This is a genomic window from Streptomyces sp. NPDC032745 (assembly GCF_055579465.1).
In genome coordinates, this window is the sequence record NZ_JBVING010000006.1 from 210,544 (window position 1) to 232,734 (window position 22,191).

Sequence of the window (22,191 nt, forward strand, 5' to 3'; positions counted from 1 at the left end):
GCACCCGCCCCGGCCGGGCGGCCACCGGCCGGGGCACGGGGGCTCCGCCCGGCGTTCGGGGCGCCGCTGCTGGGGCTCCGCCCCGGACGCCGCGCCCCGAACGCCGGCGGGGCTGGGATTGCCGTGCGGGCAACCCAGCCGCCCCCGGCGGACTGCAGCGCCCGAATCCAGCCCCGCCGGCGTTTGAGGCGCGGGGGTCCGGCTGCGGCGCCCCGCAGCGGTGCCGCACCCGCAAACCACACCGCAGAAGGGACGTCATGCTCGATCACCTCATCCGCGGAGCCACCGTCGTGGACGGGACCGGCGCACCCGCGTACGTCGCCGACGTCGGGATCCGCGACGGGCGGATCGCCGTCATCGCCGCGTCCGGCGCCGTCCAGGAGGAGGCCCGCACCAGCGAGGACGCGACCGGCCTGGTCCTGACCCCCGGGTTCGTCGATCCGCACACCCACTACGACGCCCAGCTGTTCTGGGACCCGTACGCGACGCCCTCCATGAACCACGGCGTCACCACCGTCGCCGGCGGCAACTGCGGGTTCACCCTGGCCCCGCTGCACCCCGACCGCCCCGAGGACGCCGACTACACCCGCCGCATGATGAGCAAGGTCGAGGGCATGGCCCTCAAGGCCCTCGAGGAAGGCGTCGACTGGACCTGGTCCGGCTTCGGCGAGTACCTCGACGCCCTCGAAGGGCGGATCGCCGTCAACGCCGGCTTCATGGTCGGCCACTGCGCACTGCGCCGGCACGTCATGGGCGCGGACGCCGTCGGCGGCCGGCCCACCCCCGAGCAGATGCAGCAGATGCTCGACCTCTTCCACGACGCCATGAACGCCGGCGCCTGGGGCCTGTCCACCACCCAGTCCGCCACCCACTCCGACGGCGACGGCGCACCCGTCGCCTCCCGCCACGCCCAGCCCGCCGAGCTCATCGCGCTGTCGAAGGCCGTCGCCGAACACGAGGGCACCCAGCTCGAAGCCATCGTCGCCGGCTGCCTCGACCAGTTCGCCGACGAGGAGATCGACCTCCTCGTCGAGATGAGCGCCGCCGCCGGCCGCCCCCTGAACTGGAACGTCCTCACCATCGACGCCGCGGTCCCCGAACGGGTGCCGCGCCAGCTCATACCGAGCGAGCGCGCCCGCAAGGCCGGCGGCCGCATCGTCGCGCTGACCATGCCGATCCTCACCCCCATGAACATGTCGCTCGGCACCTTCTGCGCGCTGAACCTGATCCCCGGCTGGGGCGAGATCCTCGGCCTGCCCGTGCCCGAGCGGATCGCGAAGCTGCGCGACGCCGACGTACGGGCGCAGATGCTGCGCCGCGCCGACAGCAAGGAGGCCGGGGTCTTCCGGCGCCTCGCCAACTTCGGCCGCTACGTCATCGGGGACACGTACAGCAAGGAGAACGAGGGCCTGTCCGGCCGGGTCGTGAACGACATCGCCGCCGAGCGCGGCCAGGACCCCTTCCAGTGCCTGGTCGAGATCTGCGCCGGTGACGACCTGCGTACGGTGCTCTGGCCCATGCCGACCGACAACGACCCGGCGAGCTGGGCCCTGCGCGCCGAGACCTGGCAGCACGAGGACGTCATGCTCGGCGGCTCCGACGCGGGCGCGCACCTGGACCGCATGTGCGGGGCCCCGTACACGACCCGCTTCCTCGGGGACTGCCTGCGCGGCCGCAAGCTGGTGCCGCTGGAGCAGGCGGTGAAGATGCTCACCGACGAGCCGGCCCAGCTGTTCGGGCTGCGCGAGCGCGGCCGGATCGCCGAGGGGTTCCACGCGGACCTGGTGCTGTTCGACCCGGAGCGGATCGAGGCCGGTCCGGCGACGCTCGTGCACGACCTGCCCGGCGACAGCCCGCGGCTGGACGCCCGCGCGATCGGGATCGTGTCCGTACGCGTCAACGGGGTGGAGACCATCCGCGACGACGAGGTGACGGGGGCGATCCCCGGGATCGTGCTCCGCTCGGGCCGCGACACGAGGACGGTGAGCACCCGATGACGGACGACGCGCAGGCGCAGAATCTGTACATCGGCGGCGAGTGGGTCGAGCCGGCCGCCGGGCACTACGAGGTGGTCAACCCGGCGGACGAATCGGTGGTCGGGCTCGCGCCCGAGGCCTCGCGCGCCCAGGTCGAGGAGGCGGCGCGGGCGGCGGCGGAGGCCTTCGAGAGCTGGTCCAGGACGGCCCCCGAGGAGCGGGCGGCCATCCTGGACCGGGCCGCGGACATCATGCAGCGCGAGTACGAGCCGTGGGCCGCGCTCGCCCGCGCCGAGACGGGCGCACCGACCGGCATCGCGCGCGGGATGCAGGTCGGGGTCGGGGTCTCCCGCTTCCGGCGCTACGCGAAGGGCGCCCTCGAACCGGTGGAGCGCGGGCTGCCGCCGCAGGTCACCGAGGCCGGCCCGATGGGGAGGGCGAGCATCCTGGGCGCGCTGGAGGTGCGCCAGCCGGTCGGCGTGGTCACCTGCATCACCTCGTACAACAACCCGTGGGCGAACCCGGCGGGCAAGGTGGCCCCGGCCCTGGCCATGGGCAACACGGTGGTGGTGAAACCGGCACCGCAGGATCCGCTGTCGGTCTTCAAGATGGCCGAGGCCCTGCACGAGGCGGGCGCCCCGGCCGGCGTGGTGAACGTGGTCTGCGGCACCTCGGTCGAGGTCGGCGAGGCCGCGGTGGACTCCCCGTACGTGGACATGGTGTCGTTCACCGGCTCCACGGGCGTCGGGCAGCGCATCGCGGAGGTCTGCGGCCGTTCGATGAAGCGGCAGCTGATGGAGCTCGGCGGCAAGGGCGCGGCGGTCGTCTTCGAGGACGCCGACCTGGACGCGGCCGTGATGGGGATCGGCACCACCTTCTCCTTCTACTCCGGCCAGATCTGCACGGCCCCGACCCGGGTGATCGTGCACCGGTCGGTGTACGGGCAGCTGGTGGAGAAGCTGACCGGCTACCTGGCCTTCATGAAGGTCGGCGACCCGGCGGTGGCCGGCACCGTGGTGGGCCCGGTGATCTCGGCGGCGCACCGGGACCGGGTGGAGTCGTACGTCGAGCTCGGGCGCAAGGAGGGCGCGCGCATCGCGCACGGCGGGGAGCGTCCGGTGGTGGGGGACGGCCGCGGCTTCTACGTGGCGCCGACGCTGCTGGTGGACTGCACGAACGACATGCGGGTCGTACGGGAGGAGATCTTCGGCCCGGTGGTCGTGGTGGTCCCCTTCGACGGGGGCGAGGACGAGGCCGTGGCCCTGGCCAACGACAGCGACTTCGGCCTGCTGAGCTACGTGTGGTCCGGGGACGCGGCGCGCGCCTTCCGGGTGGCGCGCCGGCTGCGGGCTGGCGGGGTCGGCGTGAACACGATCGGCCGGAACATGGAGGCCCCGTTCGGCGGCTTCAAGCGCTCGGGCGTCGGCCGGGACGTGGGCTCGTACGCGCTGCACGCGTACAGCGAGATGCAGTCGATCGTCTGGGCGGGCTGAGCCGGCCACCGGCCGCCGGCCACCGGCTGCTGGAGGCGGAAGCGGAGGGCGGAAGCGGGGGCGGAAGCGGAGGGGGAGCGGGGGCGGGGAAGTCGGCCCCCGCTCCCGCGCACGTCACTTCCCGTGCCTCACTCCCCGCGCCTCACTCCTCCGAGAGGTAGTCCGTGAGGACGCAGCCCTTCACCAGGGCCGGCTCCTTGCGGTAGCCGCTCGGCGGGCTGAAGTCCGGGTGGCAGTTCAGCACGACCATCCCGCTCTTCGCGCTCAGCATGGCGGTCATCGTGTCCGTGCTCTGGGAGCCGACGGCGAAGTCCCGGCCGATGACGAAGCCCATGTTGACGTGGCGTTTCGGGTGTTTGGCGTACTCCTTGTCGATGTCGGCCTTGAACGCGGCCTGGAAGGCCTTCGGGTCCTTGATGAGGAAGATTCCGGTGTCACCGCGGTCGTTGCACCATCCGCGCTCGGTCACGGAGTACGCCGCCCCGTACTTGTCGTCCGGGCCCTCTCCCGGGTCGTGGCCCTCCTGGGCCTTGGAGACCTCGGTGCACTTGGTGTACCTGCCCACGATGCGGGTGGCCTCGGCCATGGAGCCCGCCTTGACCAGCCCGTTGAAGCCGAGGCCGTTGCCCTTCCTGGGCGCTCCGCCGTCGCCGCCCGCGCCGATGCCGCCGACCGAGGCGATGTCCCCGGCGTACGCGCCGTCGTCGCTTCCGCAGGCGGTGAGGGTGAGGAGCGCGGTGAGGGTGGTGGCGGTGGCGATGACCGTTCTGATGCGCATGCGCGGATGTCCCCCGTGTCGATGACCTTGATCGTCGGGACTCTAGGGCGACGGTCATGTTCGCGCCAAAACGGGGCGCCGAAAAGTCACACGGGAAACTTTCGAAAGGGGCAAACCGGACACGCCTGCGGTTTCCGCATATCGGAACACCGCGTCCGCGTCCTGTGAACCGGGGGTAACGTCCAACGCGAACCTTTCATTGCGGTCACGTGAACGGCTCCAGGCTCAGGATTCAAAGGCAATTCGGCGCGGCGGGATCCGGATCTAATCCTTCCGGACATGGAAATCGCAGCCTCTAACGTCCTTTGGCATGACACAGCTGGACGTTCGGCCCGGGGTCGGAGACACGGTAGGAGGCGTCACCGGAGGCGGTGCTTCCGGTGATGCGGGCGCCACGGCGAGCGGCGATGCGACCGGCGGTGCGAGCGGCGACGTACGCGGCAAAGGCCTCGGCAAGGGCTCCGTGGGTCTGGTGGGAAGCGCCGTCATCGGCATCTCCACCGTCGCCCCCGTCTACTGCCTGACCTCGACCCTCGGCTCCACCGCCGGCGAGGTCGGCGTCCAGATGCCGGCGGTCTTCCTGGCCGGCTTCCTGCCGATGCTGCTCGTCGCCTTCGCGTACCGCGAGCTCAACAAGGCCGTGCCGGACTGCGGCACCTCCTTCACCTGGACCGTGAAGGCCTTCGGCCCGCGGATCGGCTGGATGTGCGGCTGGGGCCTGGTGATCGCCACGATCATCGTGCTCTCCAACCTGGCGGGCGTCGCCACCTCCTACTTCTGGCTGCTGGCCGGAGAGATCACGGGCAATCCGTCGATCGCCGCCCTGGACGACGACAAGCTCGTCCACATCGCCACCTGCCTCACCCTGATCGCCGCCGCGACCGCCGTCAGCTACCGCGGCATGACCGCCACCAAGGGCGTCCAGTACACCCTGGTCGGCCTCCAGCTCGCGGTCCTCGCCATCTTCGTGGCGATGGCCTTCCAGAAGGCCTCGACCGGCGCCGGCACCGGCGCCTTCGACACCGGCCTGGACTTCTCCTGGCAGTGGATGAACCCCTTCGCGGTCGAGTCCATGGGCGCCTTCACCGCCGGACTCTCCCTCTCGATCTTCATGTACTGGGGCTGGGACGCCTGCCTGGCCACCAACGAGGAGACCACCGGCTCCGCCAAGACCCCCGGCCGCGCCTCGCTCATCGCGATGGTCGTCCTGGTCGGCTCGTACCTGGCCACCGGCATCGCCGCCCAGATGGCCGTCGGCTCCGGCGCCACCGGCCTCGGCCTCGGCAACCCGGAGACCTCCGGCAACGTCTTCGCCGCCCTCGCCGGCCCGGTCATGGGCCCGGTGCTCGGCATCCTGCTCTTCGTCGCGGTCCTCGCCTCGGCAACCGCCTCGCTCCAGACCACGTTCATCCCGGTCGCCCGCACGGTCCTGGCCATGTCCACGTACGAGGCCCTGCCGGCCTCCTACGCCAAGGTCCACCCGCGCTTCAAGACCCCGGGCCGCGCCACCGTCATGGCGGGCGTCGCGACCGGCGCCTTCTACACGGTGATGACCCTGGTCAGCGAGAACGTCCTGACCGACACGATCTTCGCGCTCGGCCTGATGATCTGCTTCTACTACTCGCTGACGGCCTTCGCCTGCGCCTGGTACTTCCGCGGCGAGCTGCGCCGCTCCGCGCGGGACCTGTTCTTCAAGGGCGTCTTCCCGGTCCTCGGCGGCCTCCTGCTGGCCGCCGTCTTCTTCAAGACGCTGATCGACATGTGGAACCCGTCGTACGGCTCCGGGTCGACCGTCCTCGGCGTCGGCAGCGTCTTCGTCATCGGGGTCGGCCTGCTGGCCCTCGGCCTGGTGATCATGCTGGTCACGGAACGCCGCAGCCCGGCCTTCTTCCGCGGCGAGATCCTGACGAAGTCCACCCCGGCCCTGCTGGTCGAGGACTGACCCCGCCCGAACCCCTGCGCAACCCCCGCGGCCCCGGACCCGATCCCCCGATCCGGGGCCGCGGACGTTGTGCCCCCGGGCCGCCGCGGAGCGCGACCGTCACCCCAAAGCGGGGGTGCCCGGTGACCGGGGCCGCGGCGGGTCGTTCTGCACGGCATGAACGCCATGAAGCGCAGCCTTGCCGCCCTGGTCCTCTCCGGTGGCGCCCTCGCCCTGACCCCCGTCGCCGCCCACGCCGACGGGCCCTCCCTCGAGGCGGCCGCCCCGCTCGCCCGCCGCGTCGGCGACATCGCCAACCACCCGGGCCAGGCCGTGCAGGACACGAAGACCGCCGTGGGCGTGACCGCCTCCGCCGCTGGGTCCGCCACCAAGGCCACCGACACCTCGCTCTCCGGCGCGGGCACCGCCCTGCAGGGGCTCCCGAAGGCCCCGGCGATCCGCTGACCCGGCTACGGGGCCGTACGGGTGACCAGCACCAGCGGGATCTCGCGGTCCGCCGCCGCCCGGTAGACCGCGTACGAGGGCATCGCCGCCACCACCACCGGCCACAGGCGCTCCGCCTCGGCAGGGGTGGCGCGGCGGGCGGCCGCCGGGAACGTCTCGGCGCCGACCTGGAGCGTGACGGCGGGGTCGGCCGCCAGGTTCAGGTACCACGCGGGGTGCCGGTCGGCGCCCCCGTTCGACGCCGTCAGGACGTACGCGGCACCGTCCGCTTCCTTGTCCCCGCCCCCTTCCCCGTCCCGTACGTAGGCCAGCGCCGTGCGCCGCAGCAGCCCGGACCGCCGCCCCCGCGTGGTCAGCAGCAGGTCCGAGATCCCGGGCCGCGGCTGCCCGGCGGTCTCCTCGAAGCGGCGGATGTGCTCGGCGACCCAGGGGTTCGGGCTGTCGGTGACCGTGGTGTCGGTGGCCGTGATGCCGGTCATGCCGCCGTCACCCCCGCGTGGGCGCGGCGCACGGTCGGGGTCCGGACCTCGTCCAGCACCGCCCGGGCGAAGTCGGCGTGCGTGATCCGGCCGGCGGCATCGGCCGGGCCGAACGCGTAGCCGCCGCCGGGCGCCCCGTCGTGGTCGAAGTCCCCGGCCGGGCTCAGCACCGCCCAGTCCAGCCCCGCCGGCGCTGCCGCCCGCAGGGCCTCGGTCCCGGCACCGTGGCCGACGTAGAACTCCCGCCACTCCTGCGGATACCCCGGTGTGTCCATCAGCGCGGCCCCCGCCCCCGTGGGCAGCACGGATGCCAGCCCGACGGACACCAGCCGCCCGACCCCGGCCTCCGCCAGGCCCGCCGCGAGCGCCCGCGCCACCGCCGGGAAGAACACCCCCGGGGCCGCCTGCGCGTCGTACACCGCCACGACAGCTGCGTCGTGCCCCGCCGCCAGCCGCGCCACATCGGCCGCCGAGGTGATGTCCCCGTCGGCGCGCCCCGCCTCCGTGACCTCGTACCCGCGCTCCCGCGCCTCGGCGACGACGGCCCGGCCGACCTGCCCGCGGGCCCCGAACACGATGACCTTGCTTCCGCTCTCGTTCTTCGTCATGGGGCGACCATAGAAAAGGGCCTGGTTACCGAACGGGTACCTGCCTAACGTGTGGATCATGCGTGAACCAGAGCCGCTGGACCCGGAGATGTTCGACCCCGTCTGCCCTTCCCCCCTAGTCCCGTTCCGGATCGGCGACAAGTGGGCGTCGCTGATCCTGCGCTGCCTCGAGGGCGGACCGCGCCGCTTCTCGGAGCTCAAGGTCCCACTGCGCGGCATCACGTCCAAGTCCCTCACCCAGTCGCTGCGCGCCCTCGAACGCGACGGGTTCGTCGTACGGACGCAGCAGGCACCGCCCGAGCGCCGCGTCGAGTACGCCCTGACCCCGCTCGGCCGCGGCCTCCTGGGCCCGCTGGACGCGGCGTGCGAGTGGACGCGCGAGCACTGGGACGAGCTCATCGACGCCCAGGAGGCAGGGCTCGCGGGCGGGCCGTGAGCGGGGTCTTCGGGCGGTCCCTCAGCGTGAGTTGATCGTTGAGCAGCCCATGATCCTCTGGTTGCTCAACACCTTCAGCACGTTCACCCTCGGCGTCCTCCTCGTCGGCGGTTTCGTCGCCCTCGCCGTGGGCGGCAGCCTCGCCGCGCGCCGCCGCTTCCCGCACCTGGCCGGCGGCGAGCACAACGAGATGGTCGGCGTCGCCCTCGGCATGTTCGGCGCGATCTACGGCATCATCCTGGCCTTCGTCGTCGTCACGCTCTGGACCCAGCTGGAGAACACCCAGACCGTCGTCGCGACCGAGGCCACCGACCTCGCCCTGGTCGTCCGCAGCGCCGAGGCCTTCCCGCCGGCCGAACGCGCCCGCGTGGAACGGGCGGTGGGTGACTACGTGCACGCCGTCGTCGACGTCCAGTGGCCGCTCATGCGCGAGGGCCGGCCCAGCTACGAGGCGACCGCGGAGCCGACGCACGGGCTGTACAAGGCGCTCCAGGCGTACGAGCCCACCGGCGCCCGCAGCGAGACCTTCTACGGGGAGGCCGCCAGCCGCCTCAACGACGTCGCCGCGCAGCGCCGGGCCCGCATCACGATGGCGGAAACGTCCCTGCCGGTGCTGCTCCAGGTGCTGGTGTACGGGGGCGCGCTGGTGATCCTCCCGCTCACGTTCCTGTTCGGCCTGCGCAGCCTGAAGATGCAGCTGCTGTTCGTCTCGGCGGTGGCCGGTCTGATCGGCTTCAGCCTGCTGCTCGTGATGGCCCTGGACCGCCCGTTCGCGGGGGAGCTGAGCGTGAGCCCGGCCCCGTACAAGGAGGCGGCGCTGGCCCAGTTCTGGCCCGCCTCCTAGCGGGTCAGCCCCAGGTGCGGGAGCAGAGCACCAGGCGGTAGCCGTCGGGGTCGGCGACGGTGACCCCGTACTCGTCCCAGTACGGGTTGTGCGCGGCGACCCGGGTCCCGCCGTGTTCGACGAGCCGCTGGACGAGGGCCTCGTCGGGGGCTTCGCCGAGGTAGACGACGAAGAGGTCGTCGACGGTGGGGGAGGGTGCGACGGGGTTTTTGGGGTTCCGGGTGAGCTCGAAATGCCAGCCCCCACCGACGGGCCCGACCATCAGCAGCTCGTGCTCCCCGGGCGCGATGTCGGTGCTCCGCCACAGGACGCCGAGCCCGAGCCCGTCGACGTAGAACCGCTCGGCGGCGGCGAGGTCGAGGGAGGGCCGGGCGACACGGACGTGGGTGCCTGAAGTGATCATGTGGTGAGCGTACGGGGGTGGTTGGGGCCTCTGGGGCAGGGGTCGTGTGGGCGGGGGCGGGGTCGGGGGCGGGGGCGGGGTCTGTGGACTCGGGGTCGGAGAGACCGGCGGGGACTCGGGGGGTGGGATCCGTGGACTCGGGGCGGGACGGTTGGCCGGGAGGGCGGGGGTCGGGGTCTGTGGACTCGGGGTCGGGAGGTCGATCGGGACGTCGGGGTCGGGGTCCGTGTGCTCGGGGTCGGGAGGGGTCCGGGGGCTTCCCGGCAGTCCACTGTCCTTCCGTGTCGTGCCGGTCCCTCAAGGGCGCTCCCTGCGGTCGCGTCGCTTCGCGATGTCGCTGCGCTCCACCCTTGACCGACCGACCCGCCCCGGAAAGACAACAGACTGCCGGGAAGCCCCCGAAGGATGGCCAGGGGGTTCGGATCCGGACCAGCCCCGATCAGAGATGCCGGGCAGGGGCCCCCGTCCATCCGGAGTCCGCTCACCAGGACCAGCGAGCCGGGCCGTGACGGGGCCGCGGGGAGGGAATGGCTCCCTGAAGGGCCCATAGCCACCCTTTCCGGACCCAGGCAGGGTCAACCTGCACCAGACAGCAATGAGATGACGATGCGGTGAGGGGCAGGCCCGTATCGCGTCAGATCGCTACGCGCTTCTCATCTCTCGGCGTCCGACGGCCGTCCGGGGCTGGACATAGGCCGCAAGATGCCTCCCGTGGGCGGGTTTTCGGGCGTCTGCACGCTGTTGGGGGCGAAAAGCGGGCGAGAGGGAGCCTGATGCCGGATTTCTCCACCTCTCACTCCGACAGGGCGTCTCCTGACTCTCGGCTGGCGAACAGAAGGGGCAAACGACCCGCTGTCGCATGCCGGGCCGTCCCTGTGCCGGTCGTGGGCGGCCTATGTCCAGCCACAGGCGGGGCGAGGACGCCAAACCGGGCGGAGCGCGTAGCGATTTGGGGCGTCCACGGCCCAACCGGCACCGCAGCGTCATCTCATCGCTGTCTGGTGCAGGTTGACCCCACCGGGACCCGGAAAGGGCTTCATCTGGGCCCTAGAGGGAGCCGGGGCCTCCCCGCGCACCCATTCCGGCTGGGCTCGGTGGTCCTGGTGGGCTGGGTGCTGATGAGCAGGGGAACAAGGTCGGGCATCTCTGATGAACCCGTGTGCCTATCTGTCCCCCTGACCGTTCCTTCGGGGGCTTCCCGACAGTCTTATGGCATTCCGGGGTGGGCCGGGCAGTCAAGGGTGGCCGAAGGCCATCGCGAAGCGACGCGACCGCAGGGAGCGCCCTTGACGGGCCGGACCGCACCGGAAGGACAGTGGACTGTCGGGAAACCCCCGGACTCCCTCTGACGCCGTCGGGCCGGAGCTCAGGCTCCGGTGATCCCGCCGAGGAAAGCCGCCCAGGTCGTCGGGTGCACGGCCAGTTCCGGGCTCGCCGTGAGCTTGGAGTCCCGGATGTGGACGGCGTCCGTGCACGACGCCACCTCGACGCAGTCGTCCCCGTCGCCACTGCTGTACGTCGACTTGTGCCAGGAGAGGGCGACCTCCACGCAGTCGTCGCCCTCGCTGCCGCTGTAGCTGCTCTTGAACCATTGCAACGGTGAGCTGTTCACAGGGATCCTCGCATTCGCATCAACAGGCCCGCGCTATCGGCGGGGTTGAGGGCCTGGATACGAAGTTTGGCATACCGCTGATGGAGCACACTGATGGCTTTTGCGTCGGAGATGACGAAGCCCGTCTTCTGCCCTTCGCTATAGCCCAGCCACTCGTTGTCCTCGGTTTCGATAAGGCGGAAGGGGCCATCGGTGCCCGCGTGAAACGGCTGGATCGTCGGCATGATCTGGATGTCGACGTTGGGCAGTTTCGCGCACTCCAGCAGGTGGTCGATCTGCTCCCGCGTGACCTCCGCTCCGCCGGTCTGCCGTTCGATCACCGACTGCTCGATGATGAAGCTGAAAGCGATGTACGGCGTGCGCATCAGGAGCTTCTGTCGTTCGGCGCGGGCCGTTATGCGCGCCTCGGCCTCGCCCGCTGTGACCAGCGGAGGGACGTTGTCGATCTGGGCCCGCCCGTAGGCCTCCGTCTGTAACAGCCCTGGAATCGAACGGCACTCGTACGTATTGAGCGCGACCGCGATGTCCTCCAGCTCCGCCCACCGCCTGAACCACGACGCAAGCCCCCGTCGTCGCTGTAGCTCCCTCGCAGCGATGCGGATGACGCCGAAGGCGTCCAGTGCCTCTTCCGACCGGCTCACGAACTTCACCGACGGGTGCCGTCGGCCCTGCTCGACCGAGCCGACGTACTGGACCGAGTACCCGACCCGCTCGGCGAGCTGCTCCTGTGTGAGTGCCGCACGTTTACGGAAGGCCTTTACGGTTTCCCCGAAGTTCCGCAGGCCGCTGTCCGGCTCGACCTCGCCGGCACCGCTCTCTTCGTGACTCACCATCGCGGTCACCTCCCGCGTTCAGGTTCACGGGCGGTGACCGCCACTGTCCAGAGCGTGAACTCGTACAGATGAAAAGTAGCGGTCGACTTTCTGGGAACTGCCCTGCCCACCCGGCACGTTGCTCCCATGACCACACCCTCTGGCCCCACCCAGACCCTCGTACGCGTGTTCACTCAGCGTTTCAGCAGCACCCGGCGCGGGGCCCGCCTCGCGCGGTGCCTCGCCATGGTCGAGCTGCACGACTGGGGGATCCCGCACCGCACCCCGCTGTCCGAGGACGCGGAGCGGATCCTCGCCGAGTTCACCGCAAACGCCGTGACCCACGGGCGCGCCGCCGGGCGGGACTTCGAGCTCAGGCTGACGCTCCTCGAGGGCGTGCTCCGGATCGAGGTGTCCGATGCCCGGCGGGAGCGGCGGCCCGTCCTGCAGCCGCACGCGTACCAGGCCGAGGGCGGCTACGGCCTGCGGATCGTCGATGCCGTCGCCGTCGACTGGGGGGTGATGGACCGCGTGATCGGGAAGACGGTCTGGGCCGAGCTGGCCGTCAGGACGGCCTGCGCCCCACTTATGGGTGATGGCGCCCGCGGAAGTTTCGAAGTACTTTCAAAGTCGTGACCGCTGAGAATGCTGTGAACTTCTCCGAACTGGTGAACAAGAACAAGCAGACACTGGCTCGGCTCAAGGAATCACCACGACTGCTCCTGCACCGCAGAGACGGTGAGGACCTGGTCCTCACTACTGCAGCGCGAGCCGAGCAGGACCAGACCGTGGTGTCGGCCGCCACCCGGATGCTGGCTGCGATGGCGCGGCGGGAGCCCGGCAGCATGGAGCTGCTCCTCGACATGCTGCCGGACGCGTTTCCCTGGGTTCGCTTCCTGCCCGAGCCCGATGTCCACGCGTTCGCCGTCGAGCTGGTCGACACCATGCGTGCCGCCGACTCCATCGGCAACAGTGCCTCCGTCGCCCAGCTGCTCATCGCATGGCAGCACACGGCCGAAATCCACTCCGACCCCGAGCTGCTCGACGCGCTGTCCAGGGATCACGATGCGGACTACGGGCCGGTACCCGATCCGCGAGGTGTCGCATGACGGCAGGGCGCGGGGACCGCGCCGCGCCGCCCGCGCCCGAAGGTCACTGGGAGGTCCGGTTCACCGACGGAGCCTCGGCCAAGGGCTGGGAGAGTCTTGCGCAGCAGGCCCCCGAGAACACGTACCGCGGCTGGCTCGTCATGCGTACGGATCCAGCGCCGACCGTCGAGACGGCCCGACACCACCGGCTGAAGGGGACTCTCGCACACGGTACCCATCGGGGCCGGACCTGCGAGCAGTGGCAGATCGAAGTAACCAGCGGCGGTCGCATCTGGTACCTCGTGGACAGAGCGCGGGATACCTGCTGGATCACCTTCGCGGGTACTGGGCACCCGCGAGCCACCGACCGGCGGTGAGCGCGTTTCGGTCGGCTCAGGTCCTCAGGGGCACCACCGGGGAGCTGTGTCGTCCGGGTGGTCCGGGCTCGCGAAGTGGAAGGGGAGTTCCAGGTGGCCGGCGAGGGCCGTAGCGGTCTTGGAGGACGTACCCGTCGGCCTGTTCGCGGATGCCGGCCGGGAGGCTCTCCCACCGGATGCTCATGCGGATTCGTCCGGGACGAAGACGCTCACCCGGTAGCTCGTCGGGTGGACGAGGCGGCCGCAGAACTGGTCGATCCGGAGGGTCTCGGGGTCGACCGTTCGTTCGGCGTAGAGGCGGCGGACGTACTCCTTCATCTCCGCGTGCACCTGCGTCGAGAACAGCGGTTCCCAGTGGCCGGGTACGGCCTTCGCCCGGCGGTGGGCCCGTTCCTGGCTCCGTTTGCGTTTGCGCTGGCCCGGCATGTGGATCAGCCCCCTTTCGGGGGCATCATCCGGCTGCCCGCGCACCGGCGTCGACCGGTTTACAGGTACTGCGCCATGTCGTCCAGGACGCGGAGGACCTCGGGCTCTTCCGCCGGCGGGAGCTGGAGGACGACCTCCTCGATGCCCAGGTCCGCGTAGTGGGCGAGCTTGCCCGGGTTCGGGTGGACCGCGTACGGGACCACCTGGAGGCTCTTCGGGTCGCGGCCCGCGGTTTCCCAGACCTGGCGCAGCACCGGCAGGGACTCGGAGAGCCCGCCGCCGCCGATGGGGAGCCAGCCGTCGGCGTGGTCGGCGATGGCCGAGAACAGCTTGGGGCCGGCCGAGCCGCCGATCAGGGTGCGGGGGCCGTGCAGGGGGTGGCCGGGGCCGAGCTCGCGCGGGGGCTGGACCGGCTTGGGGTGGGCGGCGCTGGCCTGGACGGAGGAGAACTCGCCCACGTACGCGGTGGGTTCCGGGGCCCACAGGGCGCGCATCAGGGCCATCCGGTCCCGGACCAGTTCGCGGCGGGTGCGCCACTCGACGCCGTGGTCGGCGGCCTCCTCGACGTTCCAGCCGTAGCCGATCCCGAGGGTGAAGCGGCCGCCGGAGAGGTGGTCCAGGGTGGCGATCCGCTTCGCGAGGTCGATCGGGTCGTGCTGGGCGACCAGGGTGATGCCGGTGCCGAGGGTGATGCGCTCGGTCACGGCGGCGGCCTGGGCCAGGGCGACGAAGGGGTCGAGGGTGCGCCCGTACATCTCGGGGAGTTCGCCGCCCATGGGTGCGGAGGTGTCGCGGCTGACCGGAATGTGGGTGTGCTCGGGGAGGTAGAGCCCGGCGAACCCGCGCTCCTCGAGGGAGCGGGCGAGGCGGACGGGGGAGACGGTGTGGTCGGTCAGGAAGATGGTCGTGGCGATCCGCATGGCTGAGGGCACCTCCGTGGCTCTTCGGGCTGTCCGGGTCTACGGGTTCCCCCCGGCGTACGGGTGGTCCGTGACGCCCGGGACCGGCGGAGGTCACGCTACGGCCTGCGGGTCGGATTGTTGAGGGGGCGTCAGCCGACGGGGTAGCGGGTCGGCCAGCCGGAGGCGGGTACGGCCGGACCGTGCAGGGTGGGGCCCTGGGTCATCTCGAGGGCGAAGTCGTCGGCGATTTCCAGCAGGGTGGCGCGGCCCTCGAGGTCCGCGAGCCAGGCGCCCGGGAGGGCGGTCTCGCCGTGGAGGGCGCCGAGCAGCGCGCCGCAGAGGGCGCCGGTGGCGGTGGAGTCGCCGCCGTGGTTGACGGCGAGGCGCAGGCCGTGCGGGACGTCCTCGGCGACCAGCGCGCAGTAGACCGCGACGGCGAGGGCGTCCTCGGCGCCATCACCACCGCCACCGCCGTGCTCCTCGCCCGCGGCGACGGATGCGACGGCCTGCGGTGTGGGCGGCCCCTGCGGGACTGCCGCGACGGCGCGCTGGAGGGCATCGGTGACGTTCCGGTGGCCCGGGCGGGCGCCGAGCAGGCCGAGGGCGCGCTGGATGGCCGCGTCGAGGGAGTCGCCGCGCGTGAGGCCGTGGACGATGACGGCCAGGGCCCCGGCGGAGAGGTACGCGCCGGGGTGGCCGTGGCTCTGCGCGGCGCACTCGGTGGCGAGTTGGAGGACCAGGGCGGGATCCCAGCCGACCAGCAGCCCGAACGGGGCCGAACGGGTGGCGGCGGCCGCGTCGCGGGCGGTGGGGTTCTTCGGCTGGTCGAGGGTGCCGAGTACGTCGTCGGCGAAGCCGGTCATACAGGCGCGCCCGGGGCCGCGGCGGGCGTACAGCCACTCCTGCCGGGCGAGCCAGCCGTTGTCCTTGCGGCGCTCGTCGGGGCCCCAGTCGTGCTGGGTGGCGGCCCAGCGCAGGTACGCGCGGTGGATGTCCGTGGGCGGGTGCCAGGCGCCGGTGTCCCGGCGTACGTGGGCGCGGATCAGCCCGTCGACGGTGAAGAGGGTGAGCTGCGTGGCGGCGGTGACCGTGCCGCGGCGCCCGTACGCGGGGGCGGGCTCGGTCAGGCCTTGCGGGCCGTGCGCCTCGCGTATGGCGTCGAGGGGGAGGTCGGCCAGGGGGGCGCCGAAGGCGTCGCCGAGGGCGGAGCCGAGGAGGGTGCCGCGGACGCGGCTGCGGAAGTCCTGCTGCTCGGCGCGCCCCCAGAGCCCGACGGCCGCCGCGGACCGCCCGCCGAGCGTGCCGCCGGTCCGTGCCGCGGTGCCGGGCCCGGCCGGTGCCGCGTGCTCTTCGGCCGGCTTCTCGGTCGTCGTGTGGTCCATCGCGATCCCCCTGCCCCGCCCGGCATGTTCTGGCGCGCACTGTAATGGACACGTCCGACCGGATCCGGAGGCAGGCGGTCCAGCGGCGCGTATGTGTGCGCAGAAAGGCCGGAATGCGTGCCGGGGCCTGTAGACATCTCGTTCACATCCGGTCCGAAAGGGTCGATAAAACCGCAGGTAGCGCGCCTTGATCGACTAGTGGCACGTTTTGCCACTCGCCTTGGAGCCGGTCGGTTTCGGCCATGTCTCGTTCATGCAGAGTTCTTCGGCGGCCAACAGCCTCGAGGGCATGAAGAAGGCATTCCTCGCCGCGACCGTCGTCGCCTCCGCGCTCACCGCTTCCCTGGTCGCAGCCCCCGCCGCCACCGCCGCCCCGGCCGCCACCGGCTGGGACCTCCCCTGGGCCGGCCACCACCACGGCCGGACCGCCATACCCTTCACCGAGGCCACCGTCACCGCCGGCGCCAACGGTGCGTTCACCCTCAAGTGGAAGGCCCAGGGCGCCAAGCGGGTCGAGATCAAGGCGAACGGCAAGGTCGTCGCCAAGGGCGGCGCCGAGGGCACCGCCGTGGTGTCGGGGCTGCCCGCCGCCGACCGCCAGTGGTTCGACTTCGAGCCCGACCGCGGCGAGGGCCTGCGCCTCGCCGACCGCCTGATCAAGCTGGAGGGGGCGGTCAACTTCCGCGACGCGGGCGGCTACCGCACCACCACCGGCCAGTGGGTCAAGATGGGCGAGGTCTACCGCTCCGACGCCCTCAGCAAGCTGACCGCGGCCGACCTGGCCAAGCTCCAGCGCCTGCGCGTGAAGACCGTCTTCGACCTCCGCATGGAGACCGAGCGCACCACGGACCCCGACAAGGTCCCGGCCGGCGCCAGGTACACGGTCGCCGACGTCTTCGCCGGCTCCGGCTCCTTCCAGACGCTGCCGAAGTCGCCGGACGAGGCCGTGAAGGCCATGGTCGACGCCGAGAAGGCGATGGTCAGCGGCGAGGGCGGCAAGAAGGCGTACAGCCAGGTCTTCGAGGGCCTGGAACGCGACCGCGACCGCGCCGTCCTCTTCCACTGCACCGCAGGCAAGGACCGCACGGGCTGGGCGAACGCCACCCTGCTGACCGCCCTGGGCGTGCCGAGCGAGACGGTCATGGCCGACTACCTGGCCAGCAACGACTACCGCAAGGCCGCCAACGACGCAGTCCTGTCGCACCTGCCCGCCCCGCAGGCCGCCGTGTACAAGCCGATGCTCGACGTGCGCCCCGAGTACCTGAACTCCGGCCACGACGAGGTCAAGGCGAAGTACGGCACCTTCGACCGCTACCTGAAGGACGGGCTCGGCATCGACGCCCGCGAGCTGAAGCAGCTCAAGAAGGACCTTCTCGTCGGCTGATCCGCCCGGGAAAAGGGGCCCGGCCGGGATCGTTCCCGGCCGGGCCCCTGCCTTACTGCTGGTCCAATACCGGCAGCAGCTCCGGCAGGTGCCCGTCCGAGGCGCGGGCCGCCTCCTGGCGCTCCTGCGGCACCTCCCCGTACAGCGTCGTACGGGCCTTCGCTGGCCGCCCGGCGGCCTCCGCGACGGAGATCAGGTCCCGTACCGACTTGTACGAGCCGTAACTCGATCCCGCCATCCGCGAGATGGTCTCCTCCATCAGCGTGCCGCCGAGGTCGTTGGCCCCCGACCGCAGCATCTCGGCCGCGCCCTCGGCCCCCAGCTTCACCCAGCTCGTCTGGATGTTGGTGATGTGCGGGTGCAGCAGGATCCGGGCCATCGCCGTCACCGCACGGTTGTCGCGGACCGTCGGGCCGGGCCGGGCGATGCCCGCCAGGTACACGGGCGCGTTGGTGTGGATGAACGGCAGCGTGACGAACTCGGTGAAGCCGCCGGTCTGCTGCTGGATGCGGGCCAGCGTGCGGAAGTGGCCCAGCCAGTGCCGAGGCTGGTCCACGTGCCCGTACATCATGGTCGAAGAGGACCGGATCCCGAGCTCGTGGGCCGTCGTGATGACATCGATCCAGTCCGCCGTCGGCAGCTTCCCCTTGGTCAGCACCCAGCGGACCTCGTCGTCCAGGATCTCCGCCGCCGTGCCCGGGATGGAGTCCAGCCCGGCCTCCTTGGCCGCCGTCAGCCATTCCCGTACGGACATCCCCGTCCGCGTCGCGCCGTTGACGACCTCCATCGGCGAGAACGCGTGCACGTGCATCCCCGGCACCCGCTGCTTCACCGCGCGCGCGATGTCGAAGTACGCCGTCCCGGGCAGGTCCGGGTGGATGCCGCCCTGCATGCACACCTCGACCGCGCCCACGTCCCAGGCCTGGGCGGCCCGGTCGGCGACCTGGTCCAGCGACAGCGTGTACGCGTCGGCGTCCGTACGGCGCTGCGCGAAGGCGCAGAAGCGGCAGCCGGTGTAGCAGACGTTCGTGAAGTTGATGTTCCGCGTGACGATGTACGTGACGTCGTCGCCCACCACCGACTTGCGCAGGTCGTCCGCGATCCGGCACAGCGCGTCCAGCGCCGGGCCGTCCGCGTGCAGCAGGGCCAGCGCCTGCGCGTCGCTCAGCTTCGTCGGATCGTCGGCGGCCTGCGCGAGCGCCGCCCGCACATCGGTGTCGATGCGCTCGGGGACCATGCCGGGCGCCGCCGCCTCGCGCAGCGCCTCCCAGTCCCCGTAGACGTGGTCGAAGTCCTCGCGCCGGTCCGAGGTCCGGCCCTCGGTGTCGATGCCGGCGTGCAGATCGGTGCGCCCGTACGAGACGAAGGCCTCCTCCGGCTCCTGCCAGGGACGGCCGACGACCTCGGCGTCCGGGTTCGCGAGGCCCGTCTCCGGATCGGCCAGGGCCCGTACGTGCGGCAGCAGCCGCGGGTCGAGCCACGGCTCGCCGCGCTGCACGAACTCCGGGTACACGCAGAGCCGCTCGCGCAGCGCGAAGCCGGCCGCCGCGGACTGCTCGGCCAGCACGTCGATCTGCGGCCACGGCCGCTCGGGGTTCACGTGGTCGGGGGTCAGCGGCGAGACCCCGCCCCAGTCGTCGATGCCGGCGCGGATCAGCCGCGCGTACTCCCCGTCGACCAGGTTGGGCGGCGCCTGGAGGCAGCCGGAGGGGCCCATGATGTGCCGGGCGACGGCGACCGTGGCGACGAGGTCGTCCAGCTCGGCATCGGGCATGCCGCGCATCGCCGTGTCCGGCTTGGCGCGGAAGTTCTGGATGATCAGCTCCTGCACGCCGTGGTACGAGCGCGAGACCCGGCGCAGCGCGAACAGCGACTCGGCGCGCTCCTCGTACGTCTCCCCGATCCCGATGAGCAGCCCGGAGGTGAAGGGCACGGAGGACCGGCCGGCGTCCTCCAGCACCCGCAGCCGTACGGCCGGCTCCTTGTCGGGCGAGCCGAAGTGCGGGCCGCCGGGCTCGGACCACAGTCGCGTGGCCGTGGTCTCCAGCATCATGCCCATCGAGGGGGCGACCGGCTTGAGCCGCTGGAAATCGGCCCACGACATCACACCCGGATTCAGATGGGGCAGGAGCCCCGTCTCCTCGAGGATCAGAATCGAAATGGCCCGCACGTACGAGACGGTGTCGCTGTACCCCTGCGCCTCGAGCCACTCGCGCGCCTCGGGCCACCGCTCCTCGGGCTTGTCGCCCAGCGTGATGAGCGCTTCCTTGCAGCCCAGCGCGGCACCCCGGCGGGCGATGTCGAGCACCTCGTCGGGCGACATGTACATCCCGTGCCCCGCCCGCCGGAGCTTGCCGGGGACGGTCGCGAAGGTGCAGTAGTGGCACTTGTCGCGGCACAGGCGGGTCAGTGGGATGAACACGCTCTTCGAGTACGTGATGACGCCGGGCCGCCCGGCGGCCGCGAGGCCGGCGTCGCGGACCCGGGCGGCGGAGGCGGCGAGGTCCTCCAGGTCCGCGCCGCGCGCCTGGAGGAGTACGGCCGCCTCGGTCGCGTCGAGCGCGACGCCGTCGCGGGCTCGCTTGAGCGCGCGGCGCATCGCGTTTTCGGTCGGAGTCGTCATGCGGTGAGCATACGATCCGGCGCCCCGGCCGCGAGGTGGCTCATCGCATCAGCTCACCGGCGTTGACCAGCAGGGACTGGCCGGTAATCGCCCGCGCCCGGTCGGAGGCGAGGAACACGGCGGCGTCGGCGACGTCCCCGTCCGTGGCGAGGTCGGGCAGCGCCATCCGCTCGGTGAGCCGGGCGTGCACCTCGGCTTCGGGGACGCCCTCGGTGTGTGCGGTGAAGGTCACGAACGCCTGCACCGGCGGCCCCCACATCCACCCGGGCAGCACGGTGTTGACCCTGATCCGGTGCGGGCCGAGCTCGCGGGCCATGGAGTACATCGCGGAGGTCAGCGCCCCCTTGGAGGCGGCGTACGCGGCCTGCTGCACCTCGTTGGGCGCAGCCACGGCAGACTGCGTCCCCACGATGACGACGGACCCGCCCGCCACCTTGAGCCCGCCCAGGCAGGCCCTTGTCATCCGCAGCGTCCCCAGCAGATTCACGTCGATGATCTGCGACCACGTCCCGAAATCGGCGTCCTCGAGCCCGCCGAAATACGAATCCCAGGCGGCGACGTGCACCACGGCGTCGATCCCGCCGAACCGTGCCCGCGCCAGCTCGGCCAGGGCCGCGCACTGCCCCTCGTCCGTGATGTCCGTCGGCAGGTATGCCGTATGGATCCCGTCGGGGTCGATCTCGGCGGCGGACTTGGCGAGATTGGCCTCGGTCCGCGCCCCGAGCACGGCATTCCCCCCGTCCCGCACCACAGCCGCAGCCACCTGATGCCCCAGCCCGGCCCCGACGCCGGAGACGATGACGGTCTTCCCTTGCAGCAGCATGCGCGTGGCCTCCCGGCGAGGGATGTATCTGACGGCCCGTCAGGCTAGAGGGTGCGACCGCCGGAGGGAAGGGGCGTGCGCAGCCCCGGACGACGGCCCGGCCCCGACCGTGCCCCGCCTCGCAGCCCTGCCGGCAGCCCTACCCCACTGCCCGGGCCAGCCGCCCCAGCCCCTCCGCGATCTCCTGCGGCGTATGCGTCGTGAACGACAGGCGCAACGTACGAGGATCGGGCGTGCCCGTGTAGAAGGGCGCTCCCGGAACGAACGCCACGTCACGCGATATCGCCTCCTTCAGCAGGCCCGTCGCGTCGTGTCCCTCCGGCAGCCGGGCCCAGACGAACATCCCGCCCTCCGGCCGGTTCCACGCCGAGCCCGCCGGAAGCGCCGCGCCCAGTCCCGCCAGGAGGGCGTCGCGCCGGGCGCGGTAGGCCGTACGCACCGTGGCGACGTGCGCGTCGAGGTCCACCGTGCGCAGGTAGTGGGCCGCCGCCAGCTGGTCCACCGTCGACGTGTGCAGGTCCGCCGCCTGCTTGGTCACCGCCGCCGCCCGCCGCAGCGCGGCCGGCGCGCGGAGCCAGCCCAGCCGCAGCCCCGGAGCCATGATCTTCGAGAAGCTCCCGAGCAGTGCCGTACGGTCCTCCGCCCCCGGGTGCGCCGCGAGCCACGGGAGCTCCGCCCCCTCGAACCGGAGGTCTCCGTACGGGTCGTCCTCCACCAGCCACAGCCCGCGCCGCGCCGCGATCTCCGCCACCGCCGCCCGCCGGGCGCCGGGCAGGGTGCGCCCGGTGGGGTTCTGGAACGTCGGCACCGAGTACAGCAGCTTGGGCCGCTCCCGCGCCACGATCTCCTCCAGTGCATCGGGCAGGATGCCCTGGTCGTCGCACGGGACGGGGATCACCCGGGCCCCCGCCATCCCGAAGCACTGGAGCGCCGCCAGGTAGGTCGGGTTCTCGACGAGGACCGCGTCGCCCGGCTCGACGAGCGTCGAGGTGATCAGCGCGAGGGCCTGCTGGGACCCGGTGGTGATCAGTACGTCGTCCGCGGTGGTCTCCAGCCCCCGGGCCGTCGCCCGCGCGGCCACCGCCTCCCGCAGCTCCGGCGCGCCCTCGGTGGTCGAGTACTGCAGCGCCCGGCTCGCCGACACCGCGAAGGCGGCGTCGTACGCGGCCCGCAGGCCCTCGGCGTCGAAGAGCTCCGGGGCGGGCAGACCGCCGGCGAAGGAGATCACCCCGGGGCGTGCGGTCAGGGCGAGGATCTCGCGTATGGGCGAACCGGCTACGGCGCGGGCGCGGGCGGCGAACGCGGGCGGCGGCGAGGGAAGGGCGGTGGCGCGAGACGGCACGGGGACTCCTTGGGGAG

22 protein-coding genes are annotated in these 22,191 nt (G+C 72.0%); 10 read left to right on the forward strand and 12 right to left on the reverse strand.

Annotated elements, in window-relative coordinates; genetic code table 11:
* Positions 1-257: 257 nt before the first annotated feature.
* Together ACZ5WG_RS18000 and ACZ5WG_RS18005 are read left to right on the forward strand one after the other, a co-directional pair.
* Entirely contained in the window at positions 258-1,997 is a 1,740-nt protein-coding gene (locus tag ACZ5WG_RS18000; protein ID WP_468724207.1) for an N-acyl-D-amino-acid deacylase family protein, read from the forward strand.
* Positions 1,994-3,469: an aldehyde dehydrogenase family protein gene (locus ACZ5WG_RS18005; RefSeq protein WP_468724209.1), complete on the forward strand. Its 1,476-nt coding sequence runs from the start codon at positions 1,994-1,996 to the stop codon at positions 3,467-3,469. The genes ACZ5WG_RS18000 and ACZ5WG_RS18005 overlap by 4 nt, the downstream gene beginning before the upstream one ends.
* A gap of 142 nt (positions 3,470-3,611) precedes the next feature.
* On the opposite strand, the gene ACZ5WG_RS18010 is transcribed toward ACZ5WG_RS18005, so the two are convergent.
* Entirely contained in the window at positions 3,612-4,247 is a 636-nt protein-coding gene (locus ACZ5WG_RS18010) for a hypothetical protein (RefSeq protein WP_468724210.1), read from the reverse strand.
* Between the two features lie 310 nt (positions 4,248-4,557).
* Between ACZ5WG_RS18010 and ACZ5WG_RS18015 the strand changes: the two genes are divergently transcribed.
* Both ACZ5WG_RS18015 and ACZ5WG_RS18020 read left to right on the forward strand, forming a co-directional pair.
* Positions 4,558-6,189 carry an APC family permease gene (locus tag ACZ5WG_RS18015; protein ID WP_468724211.1) on the forward strand — a complete coding sequence of 544 codons (1,632 nt, stop codon included), beginning with the start codon at positions 4,558-4,560 and terminating at the stop codon, positions 6,187-6,189.
* A gap of 156 nt (positions 6,190-6,345) precedes the next feature.
* The gene (locus ACZ5WG_RS18020) at positions 6,346-6,633 is read left to right on the forward strand and encodes a hypothetical protein (protein WP_468724212.1); all 288 of its coding nucleotides are present in this window, start codon (positions 6,346-6,348) and stop codon (positions 6,631-6,633) included.
* A gap of 5 nt (positions 6,634-6,638) precedes the next feature.
* Here ACZ5WG_RS18020 and ACZ5WG_RS18025 read toward each other — a convergent pair whose 3' ends face one another.
* Together ACZ5WG_RS18025 and ACZ5WG_RS18030 are read right to left on the reverse strand one after the other, a co-directional pair.
* The gene (locus ACZ5WG_RS18025) at positions 6,639-7,112 is read right to left on the reverse strand and encodes a nitroreductase/quinone reductase family protein (RefSeq protein ID WP_468724213.1); all 474 of its coding nucleotides are present in this window, start codon (positions 7,110-7,112) and stop codon (positions 6,639-6,641) included.
* Positions 7,109-7,720 carry an NAD(P)-dependent oxidoreductase gene (locus ACZ5WG_RS18030; RefSeq protein WP_468724214.1) on the reverse strand — a complete coding sequence of 204 codons (612 nt, stop codon included), beginning with the start codon at positions 7,718-7,720 and terminating at the stop codon, positions 7,109-7,111. Before ACZ5WG_RS18030 ends, ACZ5WG_RS18025 begins: the two co-directional genes overlap by 4 nt.
* Before the next feature lie 58 nt (positions 7,721-7,778).
* On the opposite strand from ACZ5WG_RS18030, the gene ACZ5WG_RS18035 reads away from it, so the two are divergent.
* Positions 7,779-8,156, forward strand: a complete 378-nt coding sequence (locus tag ACZ5WG_RS18035; RefSeq protein WP_468724216.1) for a winged helix-turn-helix transcriptional regulator — start codon at positions 7,779-7,781, stop codon at positions 8,154-8,156.
* A 49-nt stretch (positions 8,157-8,205) separates the two neighbouring features.
* Positions 8,206-9,000, forward strand: coding sequence for a bestrophin-like domain (locus ACZ5WG_RS18040; protein ID WP_468724218.1), 795 nt, complete (start codon positions 8,206-8,208; stop codon positions 8,998-9,000).
* Positions 9,001-9,004: 4 nt separating this feature from the next.
* Here the strand turns inward: ACZ5WG_RS18040 and ACZ5WG_RS18045 are convergent, their stop codons facing one another.
* The 3 genes from ACZ5WG_RS18045 to ACZ5WG_RS18055 all read right to left on the reverse strand — a co-directional run bounded on the left by ACZ5WG_RS18045 (position 9,005) and on the right by ACZ5WG_RS18055 (position 11,848).
* Positions 9,005-9,403: a VOC family protein gene (locus tag ACZ5WG_RS18045; protein WP_468724219.1), complete on the reverse strand. Its 399-nt coding sequence runs from the start codon at positions 9,401-9,403 to the stop codon at positions 9,005-9,007.
* A gap of 1,366 nt (positions 9,404-10,769) precedes the next feature.
* On the reverse strand, positions 10,770-11,015 hold the full coding sequence (locus ACZ5WG_RS18050) for a DUF397 domain-containing protein (protein WP_468724220.1): 246 nt from the start codon (positions 11,013-11,015) through the stop codon (positions 10,770-10,772).
* Positions 11,012-11,848, reverse strand: a complete 837-nt coding sequence (locus tag ACZ5WG_RS18055; RefSeq protein ID WP_468724221.1) for a helix-turn-helix domain-containing protein — start codon at positions 11,846-11,848, stop codon at positions 11,012-11,014. The genes ACZ5WG_RS18050 and ACZ5WG_RS18055 overlap by 4 nt, the downstream gene beginning before the upstream one ends.
* A 126-nt stretch (positions 11,849-11,974) precedes the next feature.
* On the opposite strand from ACZ5WG_RS18055, the gene ACZ5WG_RS18060 reads away from it, so the two are divergent.
* The 3 genes from ACZ5WG_RS18060 to ACZ5WG_RS18070 are packed head-to-tail and all read left to right on the forward strand — an operon-like array spanning position 11,975 to position 13,292.
* Positions 11,975-12,463 carry an ATP-binding protein gene (locus tag ACZ5WG_RS18060; RefSeq protein ID WP_468724222.1) on the forward strand — a complete coding sequence of 163 codons (489 nt, stop codon included), beginning with the start codon at positions 11,975-11,977 and terminating at the stop codon, positions 12,461-12,463.
* Positions 12,460-12,936, forward strand: a complete 477-nt coding sequence (locus ACZ5WG_RS18065; protein ID WP_399242290.1) for a hypothetical protein — start codon at positions 12,460-12,462, stop codon at positions 12,934-12,936. Before ACZ5WG_RS18060 ends, ACZ5WG_RS18065 begins: the two co-directional genes overlap by 4 nt.
* Positions 12,933-13,292 (forward strand): hypothetical protein, encoded by a 360-nt coding sequence (locus tag ACZ5WG_RS18070; protein ID WP_468724224.1) that lies wholly within the window; start codon positions 12,933-12,935, stop codon positions 13,290-13,292. Before ACZ5WG_RS18065 ends, ACZ5WG_RS18070 begins: the two co-directional genes overlap by 4 nt.
* 180 nt (positions 13,293-13,472) lie before the next feature.
* On the opposite strand, the gene ACZ5WG_RS18075 is transcribed toward ACZ5WG_RS18070, so the two are convergent.
* The 3 genes from ACZ5WG_RS18075 to ACZ5WG_RS18085 all read right to left on the reverse strand — a co-directional run bounded on the left by ACZ5WG_RS18075 (position 13,473) and on the right by ACZ5WG_RS18085 (position 16,002).
* Complete coding sequence (locus ACZ5WG_RS18075) at positions 13,473-13,718, reverse strand: hypothetical protein (protein WP_468724225.1); 246 nt, start codon at positions 13,716-13,718, stop codon at positions 13,473-13,475.
* Positions 13,719-13,777: 59 nt separating this feature from the next.
* On the reverse strand, positions 13,778-14,638 hold the full coding sequence (locus ACZ5WG_RS18080; protein ID WP_468724226.1) for an LLM class F420-dependent oxidoreductase: 861 nt from the start codon (positions 14,636-14,638) through the stop codon (positions 13,778-13,780).
* 131 nt (positions 14,639-14,769) lie between these two features.
* On the reverse strand, positions 14,770-16,002 hold the full coding sequence (locus ACZ5WG_RS18085; protein ID WP_468724228.1) for an ADP-ribosylglycohydrolase family protein: 1,233 nt from the start codon (positions 16,000-16,002) through the stop codon (positions 14,770-14,772).
* Between the two features lie 253 nt (positions 16,003-16,255).
* Between ACZ5WG_RS18085 and ACZ5WG_RS18090 the strand changes: the two genes are divergently transcribed.
* Positions 16,256-17,386 carry a tyrosine-protein phosphatase gene (locus ACZ5WG_RS18090; RefSeq protein WP_468724229.1) on the forward strand — a complete coding sequence of 377 codons (1,131 nt, stop codon included), beginning with the start codon at positions 16,256-16,258 and terminating at the stop codon, positions 17,384-17,386.
* A 52-nt stretch (positions 17,387-17,438) separates the two neighbouring features.
* Here ACZ5WG_RS18090 and ACZ5WG_RS18095 read toward each other — a convergent pair whose 3' ends face one another.
* From ACZ5WG_RS18095 to ACZ5WG_RS18105, 3 genes are all read right to left on the reverse strand, one after another.
* Positions 17,439-20,009, reverse strand: coding sequence for a bifunctional FO biosynthesis protein CofGH (locus tag ACZ5WG_RS18095; RefSeq protein ID WP_468724230.1), 2,571 nt, complete (start codon positions 20,007-20,009; stop codon positions 17,439-17,441).
* Positions 20,010-20,049: 40 nt separating this feature from the next.
* Positions 20,050-20,832: an SDR family oxidoreductase gene (locus ACZ5WG_RS18100; protein WP_468724231.1), complete on the reverse strand. Its 783-nt coding sequence runs from the start codon at positions 20,830-20,832 to the stop codon at positions 20,050-20,052.
* Between the two features lie 139 nt (positions 20,833-20,971).
* A complete protein-coding gene (locus ACZ5WG_RS18105; protein WP_468724232.1) occupies positions 20,972-22,174 on the reverse strand; it encodes an aminotransferase-like domain-containing protein in 1,203 nt (400 codons plus the stop codon).
* Between the last annotated feature and the right edge of the window lie 17 nt (positions 22,175-22,191).